General features: G+C 66.1%; 17 protein-coding genes. 11 read left to right on the top strand and 6 right to left on the bottom strand.

The features are described 5' to 3' along the window. Window positions 1-157 precede the first annotated feature (157 nt). Window positions 158-1,150: an exodeoxyribonuclease III gene (xth, locus tag ABQY74_RS10445; RefSeq protein WP_349791331.1), complete on the top strand. Its 993-nt coding sequence runs from the start codon at window positions 158-160 to the stop codon at window positions 1,148-1,150. Window positions 1,151-1,160: 10 nt separating this feature from the next. Here xth and ABQY74_RS10450 read toward each other — a convergent pair whose 3' ends face one another. Continuing rightward, entirely contained in the window at window positions 1,161-1,448 is a 288-nt protein-coding gene (locus ABQY74_RS10450; protein ID WP_349791333.1) for a hypothetical protein, read from the bottom strand. 212 nt (window positions 1,449-1,660) lie between these two features. Here ABQY74_RS10450 and ABQY74_RS10455 point away from each other — a divergent pair, with 212 nt between their 5' ends. From ABQY74_RS10455 to ABQY74_RS10465, 3 genes are read left to right on the top strand one after another with little or no spacing between them, the layout of a single operon-like run. Beyond that, complete coding sequence (locus ABQY74_RS10455; RefSeq protein ID WP_349791335.1) at window positions 1,661-2,914, top strand: molybdopterin molybdotransferase MoeA; 1,254 nt, start codon at window positions 1,661-1,663, stop codon at window positions 2,912-2,914. Window positions 2,915-2,960: 46 nt separating this feature from the next. Then, window positions 2,961-3,530 carry a molybdenum cofactor guanylyltransferase gene (locus tag ABQY74_RS10460; RefSeq protein WP_104600524.1) on the top strand — a complete coding sequence of 190 codons (570 nt, stop codon included), beginning with the start codon at window positions 2,961-2,963 and terminating at the stop codon, window positions 3,528-3,530. Next, window positions 3,514-3,876, top strand: coding sequence for a hypothetical protein (locus ABQY74_RS10465; protein WP_104554327.1), 363 nt, complete (start codon window positions 3,514-3,516; stop codon window positions 3,874-3,876). Before ABQY74_RS10460 ends, ABQY74_RS10465 begins: the two co-directional genes overlap by 17 nt. A gap of 27 nt (window positions 3,877-3,903) precedes the next feature. On the opposite strand, the gene ABQY74_RS10470 is transcribed toward ABQY74_RS10465, so the two are convergent. Then, window positions 3,904-4,902, bottom strand: a complete 999-nt coding sequence (locus tag ABQY74_RS10470; RefSeq protein ID WP_349791338.1) for an NAD(P)-dependent oxidoreductase — start codon at window positions 4,900-4,902, stop codon at window positions 3,904-3,906. A gap of 82 nt (window positions 4,903-4,984) precedes the next feature. Between ABQY74_RS10470 and ABQY74_RS10475 the strand changes: the two genes are divergently transcribed. The 7 genes from ABQY74_RS10475 (at window position 4,985) to cobA (ending at window position 15,130) form a co-directional block, all read left to right on the top strand. Beyond that, window positions 4,985-5,557, top strand: coding sequence for an ANTAR domain-containing protein (locus tag ABQY74_RS10475; RefSeq protein ID WP_349791340.1), 573 nt, complete (start codon window positions 4,985-4,987; stop codon window positions 5,555-5,557). 4 nt (window positions 5,558-5,561) lie between these two features. Beyond that, on the top strand, window positions 5,562-6,632 hold the full coding sequence (locus ABQY74_RS10480; RefSeq protein WP_349791347.1) for a CmpA/NrtA family ABC transporter substrate-binding protein: 1,071 nt from the start codon (window positions 5,562-5,564) through the stop codon (window positions 6,630-6,632). 880 nt (window positions 6,633-7,512) lie between these two features. Beyond that, window positions 7,513-8,682 (top strand): nitrate/nitrite transporter, encoded by a 1,170-nt coding sequence (locus ABQY74_RS10485; protein WP_349792220.1) that lies wholly within the window; start codon window positions 7,513-7,515, stop codon window positions 8,680-8,682. A gap of 58 nt (window positions 8,683-8,740) precedes the next feature. Further along, on the top strand, window positions 8,741-11,158 hold the full coding sequence (nirB, locus tag ABQY74_RS10490; RefSeq protein ID WP_349792221.1) for a nitrite reductase large subunit NirB: 2,418 nt from the start codon (window positions 8,741-8,743) through the stop codon (window positions 11,156-11,158). Then, window positions 11,155-11,520, top strand: a complete 366-nt coding sequence (nirD, locus tag ABQY74_RS10495) for a nitrite reductase small subunit NirD (RefSeq protein WP_039521569.1) — start codon at window positions 11,155-11,157, stop codon at window positions 11,518-11,520. Before nirB ends, nirD begins: the two co-directional genes overlap by 4 nt. Continuing rightward, window positions 11,517-14,315: a nitrate reductase gene (locus ABQY74_RS10500; protein WP_349791349.1), complete on the top strand. Its 2,799-nt coding sequence runs from the start codon at window positions 11,517-11,519 to the stop codon at window positions 14,313-14,315. The genes nirD and ABQY74_RS10500 overlap by 4 nt, the downstream gene beginning before the upstream one ends. A 68-nt stretch (window positions 14,316-14,383) precedes the next feature. After that, the gene (cobA, locus tag ABQY74_RS10505) at window positions 14,384-15,130 is read left to right on the top strand and encodes a uroporphyrinogen-III C-methyltransferase (protein ID WP_181141842.1); all 747 of its coding nucleotides are present in this window, start codon (window positions 14,384-14,386) and stop codon (window positions 15,128-15,130) included. A gap of 55 nt (window positions 15,131-15,185) precedes the next feature. Here cobA and ABQY74_RS10510 read toward each other — a convergent pair whose 3' ends face one another. From ABQY74_RS10510 to ABQY74_RS10525, 4 genes are read right to left on the bottom strand one after another with little or no spacing between them, the layout of a single operon-like run. Continuing rightward, window positions 15,186-16,229 (bottom strand): acyltransferase family protein, encoded by a 1,044-nt coding sequence (locus ABQY74_RS10510; protein ID WP_372469820.1) that lies wholly within the window; start codon window positions 16,227-16,229, stop codon window positions 15,186-15,188. Between the two features lie 44 nt (window positions 16,230-16,273). Continuing rightward, window positions 16,274-17,575 carry an SAF domain-containing protein gene (locus tag ABQY74_RS10515; RefSeq protein WP_349791353.1) on the bottom strand — a complete coding sequence of 434 codons (1,302 nt, stop codon included), beginning with the start codon at window positions 17,573-17,575 and terminating at the stop codon, window positions 16,274-16,276. Next, window positions 17,572-18,153, bottom strand: a complete 582-nt coding sequence (gene rfbC, locus ABQY74_RS10520) for a dTDP-4-dehydrorhamnose 3,5-epimerase (RefSeq protein ID WP_065047344.1) — start codon at window positions 18,151-18,153, stop codon at window positions 17,572-17,574. The genes ABQY74_RS10515 and rfbC overlap by 4 nt, the downstream gene beginning before the upstream one ends. Further along, complete coding sequence (locus ABQY74_RS10525; protein ID WP_039527254.1) at window positions 18,150-19,199, bottom strand: NAD(P)-dependent oxidoreductase; 1,050 nt, start codon at window positions 19,197-19,199, stop codon at window positions 18,150-18,152. Before ABQY74_RS10525 ends, rfbC begins: the two co-directional genes overlap by 4 nt.

Below are 19,199 nucleotides of genomic sequence, written 5' to 3' on the forward strand. Positions count from 1 at the left end.
TCTCCAACAATGAGTAGTGGGGCCAGGCTACGGAGGCTGATGGTCTGCGAGGCGTGAGCGCGTGCGCAGATACCCAGCGGAGCTTCACCTCGCTTGAGCATCTGCTTAATGCCATGGCGGCGATGCTGGTTCCCTACGCACGCCTGGTCGCTCACCCATGTCCGCCACTACCCGCAAGATCGCGACATTCAATGTCAATGGCATCACTCGCCGGCTGCCGCATCTGCTGGGATGGCTACAGCGCGAGCAACCGGACATCGTCGGCTTGCAGGAATTGAAAGCCACGCAGGACGTCTTTCCGCAACAGGCGCTCCGCGATGCCGGCTACGGCGTGATCTGGCAAGGCGAGAAGTCGTGGAACGGTGTGGCATTGCTGGCGCGCGGCGCCGATCCGGTGGAAATCCGTCGTGGGCTGCCGTGGGACCGCGGCGATACGCAGAGCCGTTATCTGGAAGCTGCAATTCACGGGGTGGTGGTGGCCTGCCTGTATCTGCCCAATGGCAATCCGCAGCCCGGGCCGAAGTTCGACTACAAGCTGGCGTGGTTTCAACGCCTGATCCGGCATGCCAAGACGCTGGTGGACCTACCGCACCCGGTAGCACTGATCGGCGATTTCAACGTGGTGCCGACCGACGCCGACATCTACGACCCCAAGGGCTGGCGCAAGGATGCGTTGCTGCAGCCGGAGAGTCGCCAGGCGTACCAGACCCTGCTCGAGCAGGGCTGGACCGACAGCCTGCTTGCAGTGCATGGCGAAACGCCGATCTACACCTTCTGGGACTATTTTCGCCAGCATTTTGCGCGCGATCGTGGTTTGCGCATCGACCACCTGCTGCTCAACCGCACCCTGGCGTCCGAGTTGCAGGACGCCGGCGTGGACAAGTGGGTACGTGCATTGGAAAAGGCCAGCGATCATGCGCCGACCTGGATCAGCGTGCGTGTGCCCGAAGCGGTAGCCGAGCCAGCAACGCAGGCCAAGGCCGTGCCCAGGCCACGGAAGCGGGCCATGGCAAAGGCAAGCCCGGCACGCAAGTCCACGACGAAGAAAACGCCCAAGACCGCGGCAAAGACGGCCGCAACGCGGCCCGCCGCCAGCAAGTCAACCGGACCCACCAAGCCGCGCAAGCCGGCGAAGGAAAGCGCTGGGTGACGCTGCAGCGCTAGCCGATACTGCCCGCGTGATGCTCCATCCGACGCTGCTTGATCCGGTGCAGCACATGCCCGGTGAGGGCGGTCAGCAGGATCAACACGTTGCTGACGATGAACACGGCATTGCCGACCAGGTAGCTGTAGAGGATGAACAGCACCGAGGCGCTGATCTGGCCGGTGAACAGCCAGCGCGAAACGCCCTGTGCCGCATCCGAGCGCCATTGCTTGTAGATCTGGCGGATCAAGGTTGCAATCAGGATGGCGCTGGCGAGCCAGCCCACAAGGTCGACGAGTTGCATGCGGCACAGATACCGTGGGGGGAACTGCGTGCCACTGTGCGATCTGCCGTGTAGGCGCTGCGTTCTAGCGGCTTCAAGCGACGTGCGCACTGGTCGAGACGAGGGCATGCATGCAGCAGGATGCGGTGATGCCGCGATCGCCACGCCTGTACCGGCCGCGTCGGGGGCCGGTATCCTAGCCAGGTCATCCACCGGTCGACCGTGCCTTTCTCATGATCAGCTACGCCGACGCACTTGCGATTGTCCATCAGCAGATCGCCGTGCTTGCCGGCGAGTGGGTGGACAGCGCCGATGCCGAGGGACGGGTGCTTGCGCAGGCGTTGTCGAGCCCGGCCGAGTTGCCGGCGTTCGACAACAGCGCGATGGATGGATTTGCGTTGGTCACGGCCGGCCGTGGCGCGATCGCCGGCAGCGAACACGAGATCGGTGGCAGCGTTGCTGCGGGCGAAAATGTAGTTGGCATTGCGGCGGGCAGCGCGTGGGAAATCATGACCGGTGCCGGCTTGCCTGCCGGTGCAGATGCCGTGGTGCCAATCGAGCAGGTGGACGTGCTGGCGCACGATGGCGCGCGGCCCGGCCGCATCCGGCTGCGCGCCGATATCCGCGCCGGTCAGCATATTCGTCGACGTGGGGAAGATGTGGCCTTGCACGACCGCGTGATCGAGGCCGGTACCGTGCTGCGCGCCGCGCACCTGATGCTGCTGGCCGGGCTGGGCTGTGCGCGGGTGCAGGTGGTGCGGCGTCCGCGTGTGGCCTTGATTGCGACCGGCCGCGAGTTGATCTGTGATCCGGCGCAGCCGTTGCGGCCTGGCCAGATTCGCGATGGCACCAGCAGCTATCTGCTCAGCCAGCTGCGGGCAGCCGGTGCCGAACTGGTCTGGCATGGACAGGTGGGCGATGACGATGCCGGTTTCGATCTGGCGCTTGCGCAGGCGCGCGATGCGGGCGCCGAGGTGATTCTGAGCACTGGTGCGGTGTCGCGCGGTCGCTACGATTTCGTGCCCGATGCCTTGGCACGGCATGGCGCGGCGGTGCTGTTCCACAAGGTTGCGGTGCGGCCGGGCAAGCCGGTGTTGCTGGCGCGCTTCGCAGACGGTGCGCTGTATGTCGGTTTGCCGGGCAATCCGATGGCAAGCGCTGCCGGGCTGCGCTTTTTCGTGGAGCCGGCGCTGCGCGGTTTGCTTGGCATGCCGGCCGAGCGCGGCTTGCAGGTTGCGCTGGAGACGCCAATGCAGGCACGGCCGCTGTGGCGGCAGCATCTGCGCGCACGCTTGACCTGCAGCGCTGCCGGAGTGCTCTACGTGCAGATCCTGCCGCAGCAGGAGTCGTTCCGCGTGGCGCCGTTGTTGCAGGCCAATGTGTGGGCGGTACTGGAGCCGCAGGACGAAGGCGTCGCGCCCGGTACGACAGCGCAGGTGTTCGGGCTGGGGCATCTGCAGCCGGCTGCACCGGCGATTGCGCCATGAGCCAGCACTTGCACGTCGTGCGATGCCATGCCGGCAAGCAGGCGGTATGAGCGCGAGGCCTGCATGGACGGGCGTGGTGCTGGCCGGCGGCCGTTCCTCGCGGATGGGGCAGGACAAGGCGCTGCTGCACTGGCGCGGACGTCCATTGCTGGAGCACATGCAGGCGTTGCTTTGCGAGGCTGGCGCGCACAAGGTGGTGATCAGCGGCGATCGCCCGGGCTATGCCGGCATTGCCGACGCGCAGCCGGACCTGGGGCCGCTTGGCGGCCTGGCTAGCGTGATCGATCGGCTGGCCGATGCAACGACACTGGTGGTGGTGCCGGTCGACATGCCGCTGCTGTCCCGGTCATTGCTGGATCGGCTGCTGGCGCCACCGCATCGGCGCTGCGTTACCTTTGAAGACCAGATGCTGCCGATGCGTCTGTACGTGGATGGCGTTGTGCGTGAGGCGCTCACTGCGTTGATGGCCGGCCCCGGTTCGTCACGCTCGCTGCGCGCCCTGCAGGCTGCGCTGCAATGCCATCGCATCGCTGTCACCGCCAGCGAACGCGCCGCGTTCGTCAATTGCAATACGCCCGAGCAGTGGAGTCAGCTCATTCATGAAAATCCAGATTGAAGCTCAGCAGCTGCGCTTCCGTATCGACGAAGCCGAATTGGCCGACTTGCTTGCCGGGCGCACGGTCGAGAATCTGAGCCGTTTGCCGAGCGGGCAGGGCGCGCGACTGTTGCGCCACAGCGTCAGCCTGAGCGATGGTGACGCGGCCTGCAATTGCACTGCCGAGCATTGGCAGTTGTCAGTGCCGCGCGATGCGCTGGAACAGCATGCACGGCAATTGCCCAGCCGCGAGGGATTGCGCTTCAGCTTCGATGCCGGTGCTGGCCATGCCGAACAGACGGCGTTGCAGGTGACCTTCGATATCGATGTGCGCGACAGTGCGCGCAAGCGCTTTCCGAAGGCCTGACGTGCCGTAGACGCATACGCGCCGCGCTCATGCGTTGATTTCAAGCCCCGCAGCAATGCCGGGCACTCGATCGCAGGCCATGCCGCGCGCCTTTAGCGCCGCTTCGATGGCAGCAGCATCGGCATCGCTGTAGCCGGCGCCGCTGCGCAACGCGACCACGTGCAGGCCTTCTGTGGCCAGTTGCAGCACCAGATGCTGTTGTGCGTCGGCCTGCTGCGGCAAGGCGCGGCGTGCCGCATCGCGTCTTGCCAGTTCCAGTACCGCATCGGGGATGTCGTCGCCGATCAGCAGGACGTCGGCCAGATTCATCGCACGCAGCGCCTTGATGGTGAGCAGGCCGGGATCGCCCGGGCCGGTGCCGACCAGTTGCACGCTGCCGCGCGCCGGCACCGCGCCGGCATCGTCCAGTGCGGCGATAAAGGCGCTTTCGGCTGCGTCGTCGTTGCCGGCCTGCAACATCAAGGGCACGTCGCCGTCGATGACGCGATCGAACCAGCGCCGGCGCCGGTTCATGTCGGGGAACTGGCTGCGGATGCGCTCTCGGTGACGCGCGAACATGCCGGCGAAGCGGCCGACCGAGACATCCAGTTCGCGTTCCAGCCGTTCGCGCAGGCGGCGTGCCAGCATCGGTGCGGCACCGGCGGAGGAAATGGCGATGACCAGCGGGTCGCGATCCACGATGGCCGGCACCTGATAGGTCGACAACTCTGCATCGTCCACCACATTGACCAGGCGCTGACGCGCACCGGCGGCAGCGGCGACGCGTTGATTCAACTCGCCATCGTCGGTGGCGGCGACCACCAGCCACACGTCGTCGATCCAGGCGGGATCGAACTCGCCGTCCAGTTGTTCGAAACGGCCGGCCTGCATCAGTTCCGCCAGTTCGGGCGAGAGCGCATGCGCATACAGGCGGATCTGCGCGCCCGCCTTGAGCAGCGCCAGCACCTTGCGCGTGGCGACCTCGCCACCGCCGATGACCAGCACGGCGCGCGCTTGCAGGTTTGCGAACAGCGGGAACAACGGCATCAGACGTACTCCGAAAGGATGGCTCGCACCGACGGCATGTTGCATGGCACCATCAGGCCACGTCCACGCCTCGCTGCCGCCAATGCGTGTCTTGCTGGTCAACGATACCGAAAAGCCGATCGGCGAACTGCGTCAGGCACTGACACGCGCCGGTTACACGGTGCTCGACGATGTGGCCTCGGTCGGTGCACTGCTGCACGCGGTGCAGAGCCAGCAGCCGGATGTGGTGGTGATCGATGTCGACTCGCCCTCACGCGATACCCTGGAGCAACTGTCGATGCTGCGTGCCCATGCGCCACGGCCGGTGGTGATGTTTTCCGGCGATGGCGACGATGCCTTGATCCATGCGGCTGTCGGCGCCGGCGTCACCGCCTATGTGGTCGATGGCCTGGCGCCGGCGCGGCTGGCGCCGATCGTGCAGGTGGCGCTTGCGCGGTTTGCGCAGGAGAGCAGCATGCGCAAGCGCCTGGACGATGTGCAGCAGGCGCTGCAAGACCGCAAGCTGATTGATCGCGCCAAGGGCCTGCTGATGGAAAAACGCGGCCTGAGCGAGGCCGATGCCTACGCGGCGCTGCGCCAGCAGGCGATGAAGCAGGGCGTCAAACTGGCCGAAGTGGCGCGACGCATCGTGGCCATGGCCGAGTTGCTGGGATGAACACATGAGCCAAGCCGACCTCCCCGTATTGCGCGTGGCCTACATGCCGCTGATCGATTGCGCGCCCCTGGTCGCGGCGCAGCGGCTGGGCCTGGATCGCGTCCATGGGCTGCAACTGGACTTGCAACGGCAGGCCTCCTGGGCAGGCGTGCGCGACCGTCTGCTGGCCGGCGAGGTCGATGCGGCACATGTGCTGGCCAGCCTGGTGTATGCGATCGACCTGGGCATTGCCGGGCCGCAATGCCCGATGGCGCTGTTGATGACGCTCAATCACAACGGCCAGGCGATCACGCTGGCGCCTGCGCTTGCGCAGGCCATGGAAGAGGGGCGGAGCTTGCCGCAGGCGCTGGCCAGCCTGGGCCGCCGCGCCGTGTTTGCGCAGACCTTCCCGACCGGCACGCATGCGCTGTGGCTCTATTATTGGCTGGCGGCGCGTGGCGTGGACCCGATGCGCGACGTGGAGGTGCTCAGCATCCCGCCACCGCAGATGCCGGACGCCCTGGCTAGCGGCCTGGTCGACGGCTATTGCTCTGGCGAGCCGTGGGCTGCGGTTGCGCAGGCGCAGGGCAGCGGTCGCCGGGTGATCCGCAGTGGCGAGCTGTGGGCCGGCCATCCGGAAAAGGTGTTGGCCTGCCGACGCGAATTCGCCGCGCTGCAACCCGAGTTGAGCGAACGCCTGACCGCCTGCGTACTGGATGCCTGTCGCTGGCTGGATGCGGACCCGGCAAATCGGGCGCAATGTGCGCAATGGCTGGCCGAGCCCAAGCATATCGGGGTGTCGGCCGCGCATCTGGCCGCCTGTCTGGATGCCGATGTCGAAGCCGAGGCACATGCGAAGGATGTGACAGCGCTGGCCTTTCATCGCGACGGCGCGGTCAACATGCCGTGGCTGTCGGACGGGGAGTGGTTCCTGACCCAGTTCCAGCGCTGGGGCTGGCACGACATCCAGGAAGACGACATCGCGCGGCTGCGCGACATCCATCGACTGGACAACTATCGGCGCGCTGCCGCACGCGTGGGCGTGGTTTCCTCCGAGGGCGACCACCGCAGCAATCGGTTGTTCGATACGCCCTGAGCCCGGGTGCCGAGCGCATCAGGCGGTAAGTCAGGCTGGGGTGCGCTGGATGCATTGGATCGGACAGAAGCCGAGGCAACGGCAACGGCGCGAGGCATGTGGTCTGCGGCTTGGTGCAGGGCCCTTGCCCGCCCACCCTCGCAAAACACGCTGCAAGTACGTCCCTGTAGGCTCTTACGCGGCATCCATGCAGTGTAAGGTCCCGCGACGGTGGGCGGGCAAGGACTTGTCGAGATGCTCGGTGTGCATAGTTCTCAATAAAACAGCCTGCAAACTTCCTGGTGCGGTGTCCTCGCCGATTGCGGGACCGTGTGGCGGCATGGATGCTGCCACCGAGTCTCCACGGACGGATTCACGGCGTGTCCCGCGGGCGGCGAGGGCACCGCGCGCTCGACTGACACGGCTTTTGACCTAGATATTTGATCGGTATGCACGCGTCCTAGATGAGGCTTACGAGCACAGCCGTGTATTAGCTCTGTTGGGCGCTGTTAGTCATGCCAAGCGACAGAGCCTGCGATACAGGGTGCACGCTGTTGGTGCAAGGCTGCACGAAAGACGGGACTGGTGAGCTGCAATGGCGTGTCGGTAGGCTGTCGTGAAATCGGACGGACTGCATCCAAAGCGCTATTTTTCAATGACTTGTATCGTCGTGATGCTCGGGTGAGCAAGTTGGCACGTTGATTGCGTAGTGATTCCGTGCAGGTGCAACGGCGTACCTGCCACAACACGAACACGATGCAGCGGATCAACGGCGATCCGCACGCATCCAGGACAACGGCGTCCTTCCGGTTTTACCGGAGGGGCGCCGTTTTTTTTGGCCATCGCATTCGAAGAGGTCTCTATGCAGCGCTCGTTCTGGCGATCCGGGCACACGCCCACCTTGTTCGCATCCTTCCTGTATTTCGACCTGAGCTTCATGGTGTGGTATCTGCTCGGTCCGCTGCAGGTACCGATTGCGCAGTCGCTGGGGCTCGATACGCAGCAGCGCGCCTTGATGGTGGCGGTGCCGATCCTGTGCGGCGCGGTGCTGCGGCTGGTGCTGGGCATGCTGGCCGACCGTATCGGTGCCAAGCGCGCGGGTGTTGTTGCACAACTTGCGGTGATCGCTTCGTTGTTTGGTGCCTGGCAGTTCGGCGTGCACAGCATGGGGCAGGCGTTGCTGCTGGGCGTATTGCTCGGCATTGCTGGCGCTTCGTTCGCGGTTGCGCTGCCGCTGGCCTCGCGCTGGTACCCGCCCGAGCATCAGGGCACCGCGATGGGAATTGCCGGGGCGGGCAATTCCGGCACCGTGCTGGCGGCGTTGTTCGCACCGATGTTGGCGTTGGCGTTCGGTTACCAGAACGTGTTCGGACTGGCATGCATTCCGCTGCTGCTGACGCTGGTCGTATTCGTCCTGATTGCGAAAGAAGCGCCAGTACCGGTCGCGCGCAAGCGCTGGTCCGACTATGGCCGCGTGTTGGTGGCTAATCGCGACGCATGGCGCTTCATGTTTTTCTATTCGGTGACCTTTGGCGGTTTTTCCGGGTTTGCCAGTGCATTGCCCGGCTACTTCCACGACCAGTTCGGTTTCGATGCGCGTACTGCAGGATGGGCGACGGCTGCCTGCGTGTTGGCGGGTTCGGTGATGCGTCCGTTGGGCGGTGTGATTGCGGACCGCATTGGCGGCACGCGCGCCTTGCTCACCGTCTATCTGCTGGTGGCTGCGCTGGTGTGCATCGCAGGCTTTGGCGCGGGTGGGGCAATGGTGACGCTGGCCTTGTTCGTACTGACCTTGCTGTGCCTGGGTGCCGGCAATGGCGCGGTGTTTCAGCTGGTGCCGCAGCGGTTTGCGCAGGACATCGGCGTGATGACCGGCTTGATCGGCATGGCCGGCGGCATCGGCGGGTTTGCGCTGGCTGCGGGCCTGGGCGTGCTCAAGCAGCACACCGGCAGTTATGCGATGGGCATGTGGATGTTCGCGGCGTTCGCACTCGGTGGTTGGGCGCTGCTGGCCGGGGTCAAGACACAGTGGCGTAGCGAATGGTCCAGCGCCGGCGCGGCGCGGGTCTGACATGTCGACAGGAATCCAGGCAATGAAGCAACCCAGACTGGTCGTCATCGGCAATGGCATGGCCGGCATCCGCACCGTGGAGGAACTGCTCAAGCTGATGCCGGGCATGTACCAGATCACCGTGTTCGGGGCCGAGCCACATCCCAACTACAACCGCATCCTGCTGTCGCCGGTGTTGGCCGGCGAACAGGAGTTCGACGATATCGTGCTCAATCCGTTGCAGTGGTATCAGGACAACGGCATCCGCTTGCATCTGAACAAGGAGGTCACCCGCATCGATCGGGTACGTCGCCGCGTGATCGCCGCCGATGGCACCGAGGCGGAATACGACCGCTTGTTGATCGCCACTGGTTCGGTGCCGCTCGTGTTGCCGATTCCCGGTAACGAATTGAAGGGCGTGATCGGCTACCGCGATATCCAGGACACCCGCACGATGATCGAGACCGCGCGCAGCAAGCGGCATGCGGTGGTGATCGGTGGCGGTCTGCTTGGGCTGGAAGCGGCCAATGGCCTGAAGCTGCGCGGGATGGACGTGACCGTGGTGCATCTGGCCGGGTGGTTGCTGGAGCGCCAGCTCGATCCGGTAGCCGGCAATCTGCTGCAGCAGGCCCTGCGCGCGCGCGGGCTGGAGTTCAGGCTGAGCACGGCGACCAGTGCAGTGCTGGGCAACGCGCAGGGCGAGGTGATTGGCGTGAAGTTCGCCGATGGCAGCGAGATCCCGGCCGATCTGGTGGTGATGGCAGCGGGCATCCGCCCGAATACGCGGCTGGCCGAAGAAGCCGGCATCCACTGCGCGCGCGGCATCGTGGTCAACGACAGTCTGCAAAGCTTCGACCCACGCGTGTACGCAGTGGGCGAATGCGCAAACCATCGTGGCATTGCCTACGGACTGGTGGCGCCGCTGTTCGAGCAGGCCAAGGTGTGCGCGAATCACCTGGCGCAGTTCGGCATCGGCATCTATCGCGGCTCGGTGGCGTCGACCAAGCTCAAGGTCACCGGGATCGATCTGTTTTCCGCCGGCGATTTCATGGGCGGCGATGGCTGCGAGGAGATCGTGCTGTCCGACCCGGCCGGCGGGGTCTACAAGAAGCTGGTGATCCGCGACGACGTGCTGGTCGGCGCCTGCCTGTACGGCGACACCAGCGATGGCGGCTGGTACTTCAAGCTGCTCAAGGACGGCACGCCGATCCAGGCGCAGCGCGATCAACTGATCTTCGGCGAAAGCGCGCTGGGCGATGCCGGCACCGGCGGACAGGATCGCGCCAGTGCGATGGCCGACAGCGACGAGGTCTGCGGCTGCAACGGCGTGTGCAAGGGCACCATCGTCAAAGCCATCAGCGAGCAGGGGTTGTTCACCGTCGACGAGGTGAAGAAGCACACCAAGGCCGCCAGTTCCTGCGGGTCGTGTACCGGCCTGGTCGAGCAGATCCTGATGAACTGCCTGGGCTCCAACTTCCAGGAAACGCCGAAAACCAAGGCAGTTTGCGCCTGCACCGATCTGAGCCATGGCGATGTGCGGCGCGCCATTGCCGAACACAAGCTGCTGACCCATGCGCAGGCGTATGCCTTCATGGAATGGCGCACGCCCAACGGCTGCGCCACCTGCCGGCCGGCGATCAACTACTACATGTTGTCGAGCTGGCCGCATGAGGCCATCGACGATCCACAGTCGCGTTTCATCAACGAACGTGCGCACGCCAATATCCAGAAGGACGGCACCTTCTCGGTGATTCCGCAGATGAAGGGCGGGGTGACCAACGCCGGCGAGCTGCGCCGCATCGCCGATGTCGCCGACAAATACGCGGTGCCGATGGTCAAGGTGACCGGTGGCCAGCGCATCGACCTGCTCGGGGTCAAGAAGGAAGATCTGGTCGATGTCTGGCGCGATCTGGGCATGCAGTCCGGGCATGCGTACGGCAAGTCGATCCGCACGGTGAAGACCTGCGTGGGCAGCGAGTTCTGCCGCTTCGGCACACAGAACAGCACGCAGATGGGCATCGACCTGGAAACCATGCTGGCCAATATGTGGAGCCCGCACAAGGTCAAGCTGGCGGTGTCCGGCTGCCCGCGCAATTGCGCCGAATCCGGCATCAAGGATGTCGGCATCATTGCGGTGGATTCTGGGTGGGAGCTGCATGTGGGCGGTAATGGCGGCATCAAGACCGAGGTCGCCCGCTTCCTGGTCAAGGTGAGCACCGCCGAGGAAGTGCGCGAATACACCGGTGCGTTCCTGCAGCTGTATCGCGAGCAGGCGTATTACCTGGATCGCACCGTGCACTACATCGCACGGGTGGGGCTGGATTACATCCGCGCACAAGTGGTGGACGACGCGGCCAATCGGCGTGCGTTGTACGAACGCCTGCTGTACTCGCTGGAAGGTCTGGTCGACCCGTGGAAGGCGCGTATCGCCGGCGAACGGCGGCAGGAGTACCAACCCTTGCGCATCGCCGCGCCGGTCGCAACGGTGGAGGAATGAGCATGCAACAGGCCGCGTGGATTCGCGTGTGCGCGCTGCAGGAGCTACCTGCATTGGGTGCGCGCGTACTCGAGATCGAGGGCATTGCACCGATCGCCTTGTTCCGCACCGCCAGCGATCAGGTGTTTGCGTTGCGAGACCGTTGCCCGCACAAGGGCGGGCCGTTGTCGCAGGGCATCGTGGCCGGCGAAACGGTGACCTGCCCGTTGCATGGCTGGGCGATCGCCTTGCAGAGCGGCCAGGCCTGCGCACCGGATGTGGGCTGCGCGCCGCGTTACCCGGTCAAGGTGGAAGCCGATGCGGTATGGATCGTGTTGCAGCCGGTATCGCTGCCGGATGCAGTCGCCGAGCCGGCCGCATGAGCGACGGCCAGCAGCTACCTTTGATCGGTGCGGCGGTACAGCCGCATACGTCTGCGCCGATGCATCGCATCACCCGGTCGACCTGCTGCTACTGCGGGGTGGGCTGCGGGGTGCTGATCCACAGCGAGCACGACACGCATGGCGAACGCATCGTCGGCATCGAAGGCGACCCGCTGCATCCGGCCAATCATGGCCGGTTGTGCAGCAAGGGCCTGGCCTTACCGCAGACCGCCGCCGGTACGCAGGGGCGCGTGCTCGCGCCGGAGCTGCGTCGTCATCGGGAGGCACCGCGGGCGGCGGTGAGCTGGGATCAGGCGCTCGATCACGTCACCGGCAAGCTGGCGGCGATCGTCGAGGAGCACGGCGCGGACGCGGTGGCGTTCTATCTCTCGGGACAGCTGCTGACCGAGGACTATTACGTCTTCAACAAGCTCGCCAAGGGCCTGCTGGGCACCAACAACATCGACACCAACTCGCGCCTGTGCATGTCCAGCGCGGTTACCGCCTACAAGCTGGCGCTGGGCGCCGATGGCCCGCCCACCTGTTACGAGGATCTGGAGCTGGCACAGACGGTACTGTTTGCCGGCAGCAACATGGCGTATGCGCATCCGGTGCTGTTTCGCCGGCTGGAAGAGGCGCGGGCGAAAAATCCCGCCATTCGCTGGGTCGTGATCGATCCGCGTCGCACCGACACCGCGGCCATGGCCGACCTGCACCTGGCGATCGAACCCGGGACAGACGTCGCCCTGTTCAACGGCATGCTGCATCACCTGATCTGGGAGGGTCTGGTGGATGCGCGTTTCGTTGCGGCGCATACCGAGGATTTCGACGCCCTCAAGCACATGCTGCGCGAGTACACCCCGCGCATGAGCGCCGAGATCTGCGGTATCTCGCACGAGGACCTGGTGCAGGCGGCCGAGTGGTTCGGGCGTAGCCCGGCGGCGCTGTCGCTGTACTGCATGGGCCTGAACCAGTCCGCGCAGGGCACCGACAAGAATCTGGCCCTGATCAATCTGCATCTGGCGACGGGGCAGATCGGCAAGCCGGGCGCAGGGCCGTTTTCGCTGACCGGCCAGCCCAATGCGATGGGCGGGCGCGAGGTCGGCGGCATGGCGACGATGCTGGCGGCGCATCGCGAGATCGGCAATGCCGACGATCGTGCGGAACTGGAACGTCTGTGGCATTTGCCCGCCGGCCGTCTGAGTGCCACGGCCGGCACACCGGCCGTGCAGTTGTTCGAGCGTCTGCGTGCGGGCGCGTTGAAGGCGGTGTGGATCGTCTGCACCAACCCCGTGCATTCGATGCCGGAGGTGGAGGGCATTCGCGCCGCACTGGAACAGGCCGAACTGGTGATCGTGCAGGATGCGTTTTCCGGCACCGACACCGTGCCGTATGCCGACGTGCTGTTGCCGGCCGCCAGTTGGGGCGAGAAGGACGGCACCGTGACCAATTCCGAGCGCCGCATCACCCGCGTGCGCAAGGCGGTGGACGCGCCGGGCCAGGCGCGCGCGGACTGGTGGATCGCTCGCGAAGTGGCACGCCGGCTCGAAGCGCGTCTGGCACCTGCCAGCGGGGCGGGGCTGTTCGGGTTCGACAGCACCGTGCAGATCTTCGACGAGCATCGCGCGTTGACGGTGGGGCGCGATCTGGACATCGGCGGGCTGGATTACCCGCTGCTGGATGACGCGCCGCAGCAGTGGCCGTTCCCTGCCGGTGCCGCATACGGGCAGGCGCGGCGCTATACCGATGGCGTGTTCGCCACCGGCAACGGGCGCGCGCGCTTCCACGCCACGCCGTATCGCAAGGTGGCCGAGCCGACCTCGGCCCGCTTTCCGATGCGCTTGCTGACCGGCCGCCTGCGCGATCAATGGCATGGCATGTCGCGCAGCGGACGCGTGCCGGCAGCGTTTGCGCATAGCCCCGAACCCGCGTTGCGCATGCATCCGGACGACGCAGCGCGGCGCGGCCTGGTCGCCGGCGAGCTGGTGCAGATCGCCAGCAAGCGCGGTGCGCTGGTGCTGCCGCTGGAACTGTCCGACGAGCTGCGCTCGGGCAGCGTGTTCGCCGCAATGCATTGGAGCGGGCAGCACCTGTCCAGCGGCGGCATCAACGAAGTGAGCAGCCCGGCGGTGGATGCGCGCTCACAGCAGCCCGAGCTCAAGCATGCGGCGGTGCGGGTGGAGAAGGCGGCGTTCGGCTGGCATCTGCTCGCTGCCCGGCGCGGCGATGCGTTGGCCTTGCAACAGGCACTGCAGCCGCTGTTGCGCGACTGCGGCTATGCATCGCTGCGGCTGCATGCCGAGCCGCTGGCCGAGGCCGGCGGGCACTGGGCGGTCTTGCATGCGGCCTGCGAACGCGCGCCGGATGCGCAATGGCTCGATCGCCTGATCGTCGCATTGCAATTGCCGGCCGGCGCAGACGTGCTGGAGTACCGCGACCTGCGCCGCGGGCTGCTGCGTCGTGTGGGCTGGCGCATGCAGGACGGCCACAGCCATATCGACGGCCTGCTGCTCAGCGCGGCGCAGCCCAGCGAGGCCAATCAGGCGTTGCTGCGCAGCGCATTGGCAGGCCGGCCCTGGCGCGGTCCGCGGCTGGCGGTGTTTGCGCAGACGCAGGGCGCGCCCAGCGACCCGATCGTCTGCAGCTGCATGCAGGTGTCGACTGCTGCGATCCATGCCGCCATCGACGACGGCGCCGACCTGCACCAGCTCAAGCAACGCCTGGGCTGCGGCACGGTCTGCGGCTCCTGTGTTCCGCAACTCACCCGGCTGTGCCGGCAACCCCGACACGCCTGAGTGCCTGTCCCGACCTCCACATACTGCGAGACCTGCTCATGTCAGCCATTCCTTCCTGCGCACGTGATGTGGTGTTGTTGTCCGCCGGCCCCGGCGATCTGGACCTGCTCACCATCAAGGCGGTCAAGGCGCTGGCTGTCGCGCAGGTGGTGTTGCTGGACGATCTGGCCAACCCGCAGATCGTCGAGCTCGCGCCGCAGGCGCGGGTGATCAGGGTCGGCAAGCGCGGTGGCTGCCGCTCGACGCCGCAGGACTTCATCTGCCGGCTGATGCGGCGCTACGCCTTGCAGGGCTTGCGCGTGGTGCGGGTCAAAGGCGGCGATGCACTGCTGTTCGGGCGCGCGGGCGAGGAGATCAGCTTCCTGCGCCGCGCCGGTGTGGGCGTGCAGATCATCAACGGCGTCAGTGCCGCATTCGCCGCCGCATCCGCACTGGAAGTGTCGCTGACCCATCGCAGCCATTGCCACGGCATCACCTTCGTCACCGCGCATACGCACGATCACGGCGAGCCGAATTGGGGCGCACTGGCCGCCAGCGGCACCACGCTGGGCATCTACATGGGCCTGCGGCGTGCCGATGCCTTGGCCACCGCGTTGCTGGCGCATCTGCCGGCCAGCACGCCGGCGGCCATCGTGCAGGCTGCCACCCGGCCCGAGCAGCAGCGCCGGCTGACCACCCTGGGCGAGCTGGGACTCACCGCCGCCGGCATGCTGCCGGGCTTGCCGACCTTGCTGCTGGTGGGCGCTGCCTTGTCCGAGGCGGCAGCCCATTGCGACGATCGCTTCGGTATGGCGCTGGAGCAGGCGGCGGGGTGAGCGCGATTTGCCTAGCGCCGTGCGCGCCGATCACGCGCGGCTTGGTCGTAAAACTTCAATGGATCACGCGGCGTGCCAGCACGCGGCGCGCATGCCGCAATGCGATGCGCTCGTAGCACAGGTGATAGATCACGCCGAGCAGCAGCGCGGCGCTCACGCTGAGTAGCAGGTTCACCGGCCAGGTGGCCAGCGGCCCCATCCGCCGCGTGGTGCGTGCCACCAGCGACATCAACGGCATATGCACCAGGTAGATCGCATACGACGCATTGCCGAGCAATAGCAGCACCGGGCCGATACGCAGCCAGCCGCGCCATTCCGCGCGCACCAGGCCGACCACTGCGCCGGCGATCGCCAGGCCAAACAGCGGCGAATGCACGCGTTGCATGCCATCGAGCACGAAACACGCCGATGCCACGACCGCGACTGCAGCGCTCACCCACAGCGTCCATGCTGCAGCGCTCAATACCGCGCGTGCCGCCAGCATGCCGAACACGAATTCCAGCGTGATGGGATGCAGCAGCAATGCCCGCCAGGAAACTTCCACCGGTTGCGCGAACGGCGCGCCAAGCGCCGCGTACAGCAGCGTCACGCCGGCCCAGAGCAGCGCGCAGCGCAGCGGATGCCCGCTACGGAAGAACAGCCACGCCAGTGCATAGAATATCAGCTCGTAACTCAGCGTCCACGCCACGCCCAACGCGGATTGCCCATCGACCGGCAGCAGGGTCAGCGTGGCAAACCAAGACCAGCCCATGTCGCCATCGTCCAGACTGGGCCGCAGCGTATAGGCCAATGCCAACGCAACACCCACCGGCCAGTACGGCAGATAGATGCGGCTGATGCGGCTGCTGGCGTAATCGCGGCTCCAGCCCGGCGTGTCCGCGCCGGGCTGGTTGACGTAGTAGATGATGAAGCCAGACAGCACGAAGAAGAAGTCCACGCCCAGATAGCCGTGCGCCAGCGCCGCGGCCAGCCATGCCGGTAACGGCTGCACCAGATGCGTGGTGGGCAGCACGCTGTGGCTGAGCACCACCATCGTGGCGGCCAGCGCACGCCCGGCCTGCAGGACGCGGATGGTGGGACGGGCAGGCAGCGCGACCATCGGCTGCGACATCGCTACGCGGACGCCGGCCGATGTCCCTGCGCTCAGGCGGCCAGTTCCGCAGCGTCGGCGAAAACGCTGGCCTGCTCGGCACGCAGACGATCGATCAGGCGGTTGGCCGGCAACTGCACATCGTCGTAGGTCAGCACTTGGTCCTTGGCCACCGCATGGCGGAGTACACAGCCTTCGGCCACGCCCATCGGCAGCAGCCCGGCGTTTGCGGTGATATCGGCGCGCTCGCACTGGCCGTAGCTCATGTAGCCGCCGAGTCCGTCGATGGTTTCGCCAATGGCCAGGTCGCGCTTGGCGGTGGCAATCACTTCCACCAGCGGTGCCCCCAGCGGTTGCAGCACCGCATCGCCCAGCAGCACCACCCGCGCCACCGACAGCGGGACTTCGAAGTGGCAGAGGTGGTACGGGGTGTAGAAGCTGTACAGCGGGCCTTCGCCGAGCTTGTAGAGATTGAGGTAGTGCTGCTGCCTGGCATCGTCGTGGCTGGCCAGCACGAACACGCCGGGCGAGGGCAGGGCGCCGACCACGTAATCAACCGCGCCGCCCACCGCACGCAAGGCCTCGATGTCGTAGCGCCGGGTCAGTTCGTCGACATGTGCGCGATGCTCATAGCCGGTCATGCCGCGCTGCAGGATCGACATGCCGGTGCCATTGGCCACGATCGCCTGCTCGAAGCTGATCTTGGTGCCGTCGGCAAAACTGGTGACCATATGCGGGTCCTGGCCCCACTTCGCTGCAAAACCGGCCTGTGTCGCCGGTGTGCGATACGGGTCCTGCAAGCCCTTGATGTTGCCGCACAGCAGCGGCGTCAGACCGATCGAACGCACGAACCGGTACAGGTTCATCTGCACGCCGGGCTGGTCGCCATCGCAGGCGCTGAAGATCACCCCGGCTGCATCGGCCTTGCGCTTGAGCAGCGGGCCGACGGTGCCGTCGAGTTCGGCATTCATGGTGACCATGTGGCGGCCGTGGGCGATGGCGCCCAGACTGATGCGCGCACCATAGTCGATGGCGCCGGTGGCATCGATCAGGCAATCCAGCGCATCGCATTCGTACAGCAGTGCAGGGGCACCGGTCACGGCGGGAATGCCGGCAGCCATCTGGCGCTTCAACTCGCTGGCGCCATCCACCACGCGTGCGTGCTGGCCAGCCTGGCGGTAGGCTTCCAGCGCCTTGTCCACGCTGCGGTTGCAGATCACCGACACCCGCATGCCCGGCACCGAATGCGCTATCTGGTTGACGATGCCGCGCGCCATGAAGCCGGCGCCGTACAGGCCAACACGCAACGGGCGGCCTTCGGCGGCACGGGCCTGCAATAGACGATCAATATTCATGCGCGCTCCCGCGGGGTGAGTCCGGCAAGGGTGGGGATGCCGTGTTGTTGTTCGTTGAAATCCGGCCACGCGGCATCCTTTTCGGATACCAGCTGTGGTTCAAGCGGCCACTGCACGCCCAGGCGCGGATCGTTCCAGCGCAAGCCGCGCTCGGCCTGCGGCGTATACATCGCACTGGCGAAATAGAACGCCTCGGTCTGCGGCTGCAAGGTGATGAAGCCATGCGCAAAGCCGCGCGGCACGTACAGCGCCAGGCGATTGTCGGCAGTCAATTCGGTGCCGTACCACTGCAGGTAGGTGGGCGAATCCGGGCGCAGATCCACGATCGCATCCCACAGCGCACCGCGGATGCAGCGCACGATCTTGACCTCGGCAGCGGGCGGCAATTGGTAATGCATGCCGCGCAAGGTGCCGGCCTGTGCATTGAACGAGTTGTTGACCTGCACGAACTGATCGACCAGGCCGGCCTGCGCCATTTCCTGGGTGCAGAACACCCGTGCGAACCAGCCGCGTTCATCACCGCGTTGTTCCGGCTCGATCACGAACGCACCCGCCAGCGGAGTGGGGTGGAAGATCATGCCGCCACCCTCAGATCCGCTGCCAGGGTTCCGGTGTCGACCAGCTGCTGCAGGATGCGCAGACGAATGAAGTCCGACCGCTGGCGGAAGTCGCCATCGCTGAACCCGGCGCGCTGCAGATCGTCGCGCAGCTCGGTGATGGTGGAGCGCAGGGTTTCCTGCGGTTGATGTTCCGGCGCCAGGCGTTCGAACAGAGAGAAATCCACGCGATAGGAGCGGTTGTCGCTGGGTGCGCTGGTGGAGATCGCAACATGCGCAGAGGGGATCGCCACGCCGACCGCGTGGGCAAGATCGCGGATCTGCACGTTCCAGCGCTCCGAGCCGGCATTGACGAACAAAAACTGCCCGCCTGCTGCTGGCGTGCGGCGCAATGCCCAGTCGATGGCGCGCGCCATGTCGCGCACATGGATCAACGGCCGCCATGGCGAGCCGTCCGACAGCACTTCCACGGTGCCGTTGGCCACCGCGCTGGCGACGAAATCGTTGAGCACCAGATCCAGCCGCAGACGCGGGGAGGCACCGCAGGCGGTGGCAAAGCGCAGGCAGGTGATCACCATGTCGGTGTCCAGCTGCGCAAGCGCGCGTTCGGTGTCGATCTTGGAATGCGCATACGCGGTCAGCGGTGCGATCGCGCTGGTTTCCGAACGTGGCGTGCCATCGGCGGCGGCGCCGTACACGCTGCAGCTGGAGGCAAACACGAAGTGCCCCACACCGGCCTGCGCGGCCGCTTGCGCCACCGCCACGCTGGCGCGGCAGTTGATCGCATCGGTGACCAGCTCGAAACGCTTGCCCATCGCATCGTTGGAGATCGCGGCCAGGTGCACCACCGCGTCGAAGCCCTGCAATTGCTGCGCGGTGAGATCGCGCACATCGCCGAACCATTGCTGGTCCAGCACCACTTCCGGCAGGCGGCGCGGGTCGGACAGGCAATGCGCGAACCAGCCGCGATCCAGCCCAACCAACCAGGCCTGCGGATAGCGCTGCCGCAAATGCGCAGCCACGACCGGGCCGATGTAGCCCATGTTGCCGGTGATCAGAATACGCAT

It is taken from the genome of Xanthomonas sp. WHRI 7064 (assembly GCF_040202355.2).
Classification (GTDB): domain Bacteria; phylum Pseudomonadota; class Gammaproteobacteria; order Xanthomonadales; family Xanthomonadaceae; genus Xanthomonas; species Xanthomonas arboricola.

Bases quoted from the DNA above. Each gene is read 5' to 3' on its own strand.
- ABQY74_RS10470 (WP_349791338.1), bottom strand. From the start codon at position 4,902: ATGCCGTTGTTCCCGCTGTTCGCAAACCTGCAAGCGCGCGCCGTGCTG.
- nirB (WP_349792221.1), top strand. From the start codon at position 8,741: ATGGCCGGCATCCGCACCGTGGAGGAACTGCTCAAGCTGATGCCGGGC.
- ABQY74_RS10515 (WP_349791353.1), bottom strand. From the start codon at position 17,575: ATGAATATTGATCGTCTATTGCAGGCCCGTGCCGCCGAAGGCCGCCCG.
- ABQY74_RS10500 (WP_349791349.1), top strand. From the start codon at position 11,517: ATGAGCGACGGCCAGCAGCTACCTTTGATCGGTGCGGCGGTACAGCCG.
- ABQY74_RS10450 (WP_349791333.1), bottom strand. From the start codon at position 1,448: ATGCAACTCGTCGACCTTGTGGGCTGGCTCGCCAGCGCCATCCTGATT.
- rfbC (WP_065047344.1), bottom strand. From the start codon at position 18,153: ATGATCTTCCACCCCACTCCGCTGGCGGGTGCGTTCGTGATCGAGCCG.
- ABQY74_RS10525 (WP_039527254.1), bottom strand. From the start codon at position 19,199: ATGCGTATTCTGATCACCGGCAACATGGGCTACATCGGCCCGGTCGTG.
- ABQY74_RS10455 (WP_349791335.1), top strand. From the start codon at position 1,661: ATGATCAGCTACGCCGACGCACTTGCGATTGTCCATCAGCAGATCGCC.
- ABQY74_RS10475 (WP_349791340.1), top strand. From the start codon at position 4,985: ATGCGTGTCTTGCTGGTCAACGATACCGAAAAGCCGATCGGCGAACTG.
- nirD (WP_039521569.1), top strand. From the start codon at position 11,155: ATGAGCATGCAACAGGCCGCGTGGATTCGCGTGTGCGCGCTGCAGGAG.
- ABQY74_RS10480 (WP_349791347.1), top strand. From the start codon at position 5,562: ATGAGCCAAGCCGACCTCCCCGTATTGCGCGTGGCCTACATGCCGCTG.
- ABQY74_RS10465 (WP_104554327.1), top strand. From the start codon at position 3,514: ATGAAAATCCAGATTGAAGCTCAGCAGCTGCGCTTCCGTATCGACGAA.
- xth (WP_349791331.1), top strand. From the start codon at position 158: ATGTCCGCCACTACCCGCAAGATCGCGACATTCAATGTCAATGGCATC.
- ABQY74_RS10460 (WP_104600524.1), top strand. From the start codon at position 2,961: ATGAGCGCGAGGCCTGCATGGACGGGCGTGGTGCTGGCCGGCGGCCGT.
- ABQY74_RS10510 (WP_372469820.1), bottom strand. From the start codon at position 16,229: ATGGTCGCGCTGCCTGCCCGTCCCACCATCCGCGTCCTGCAGGCCGGG.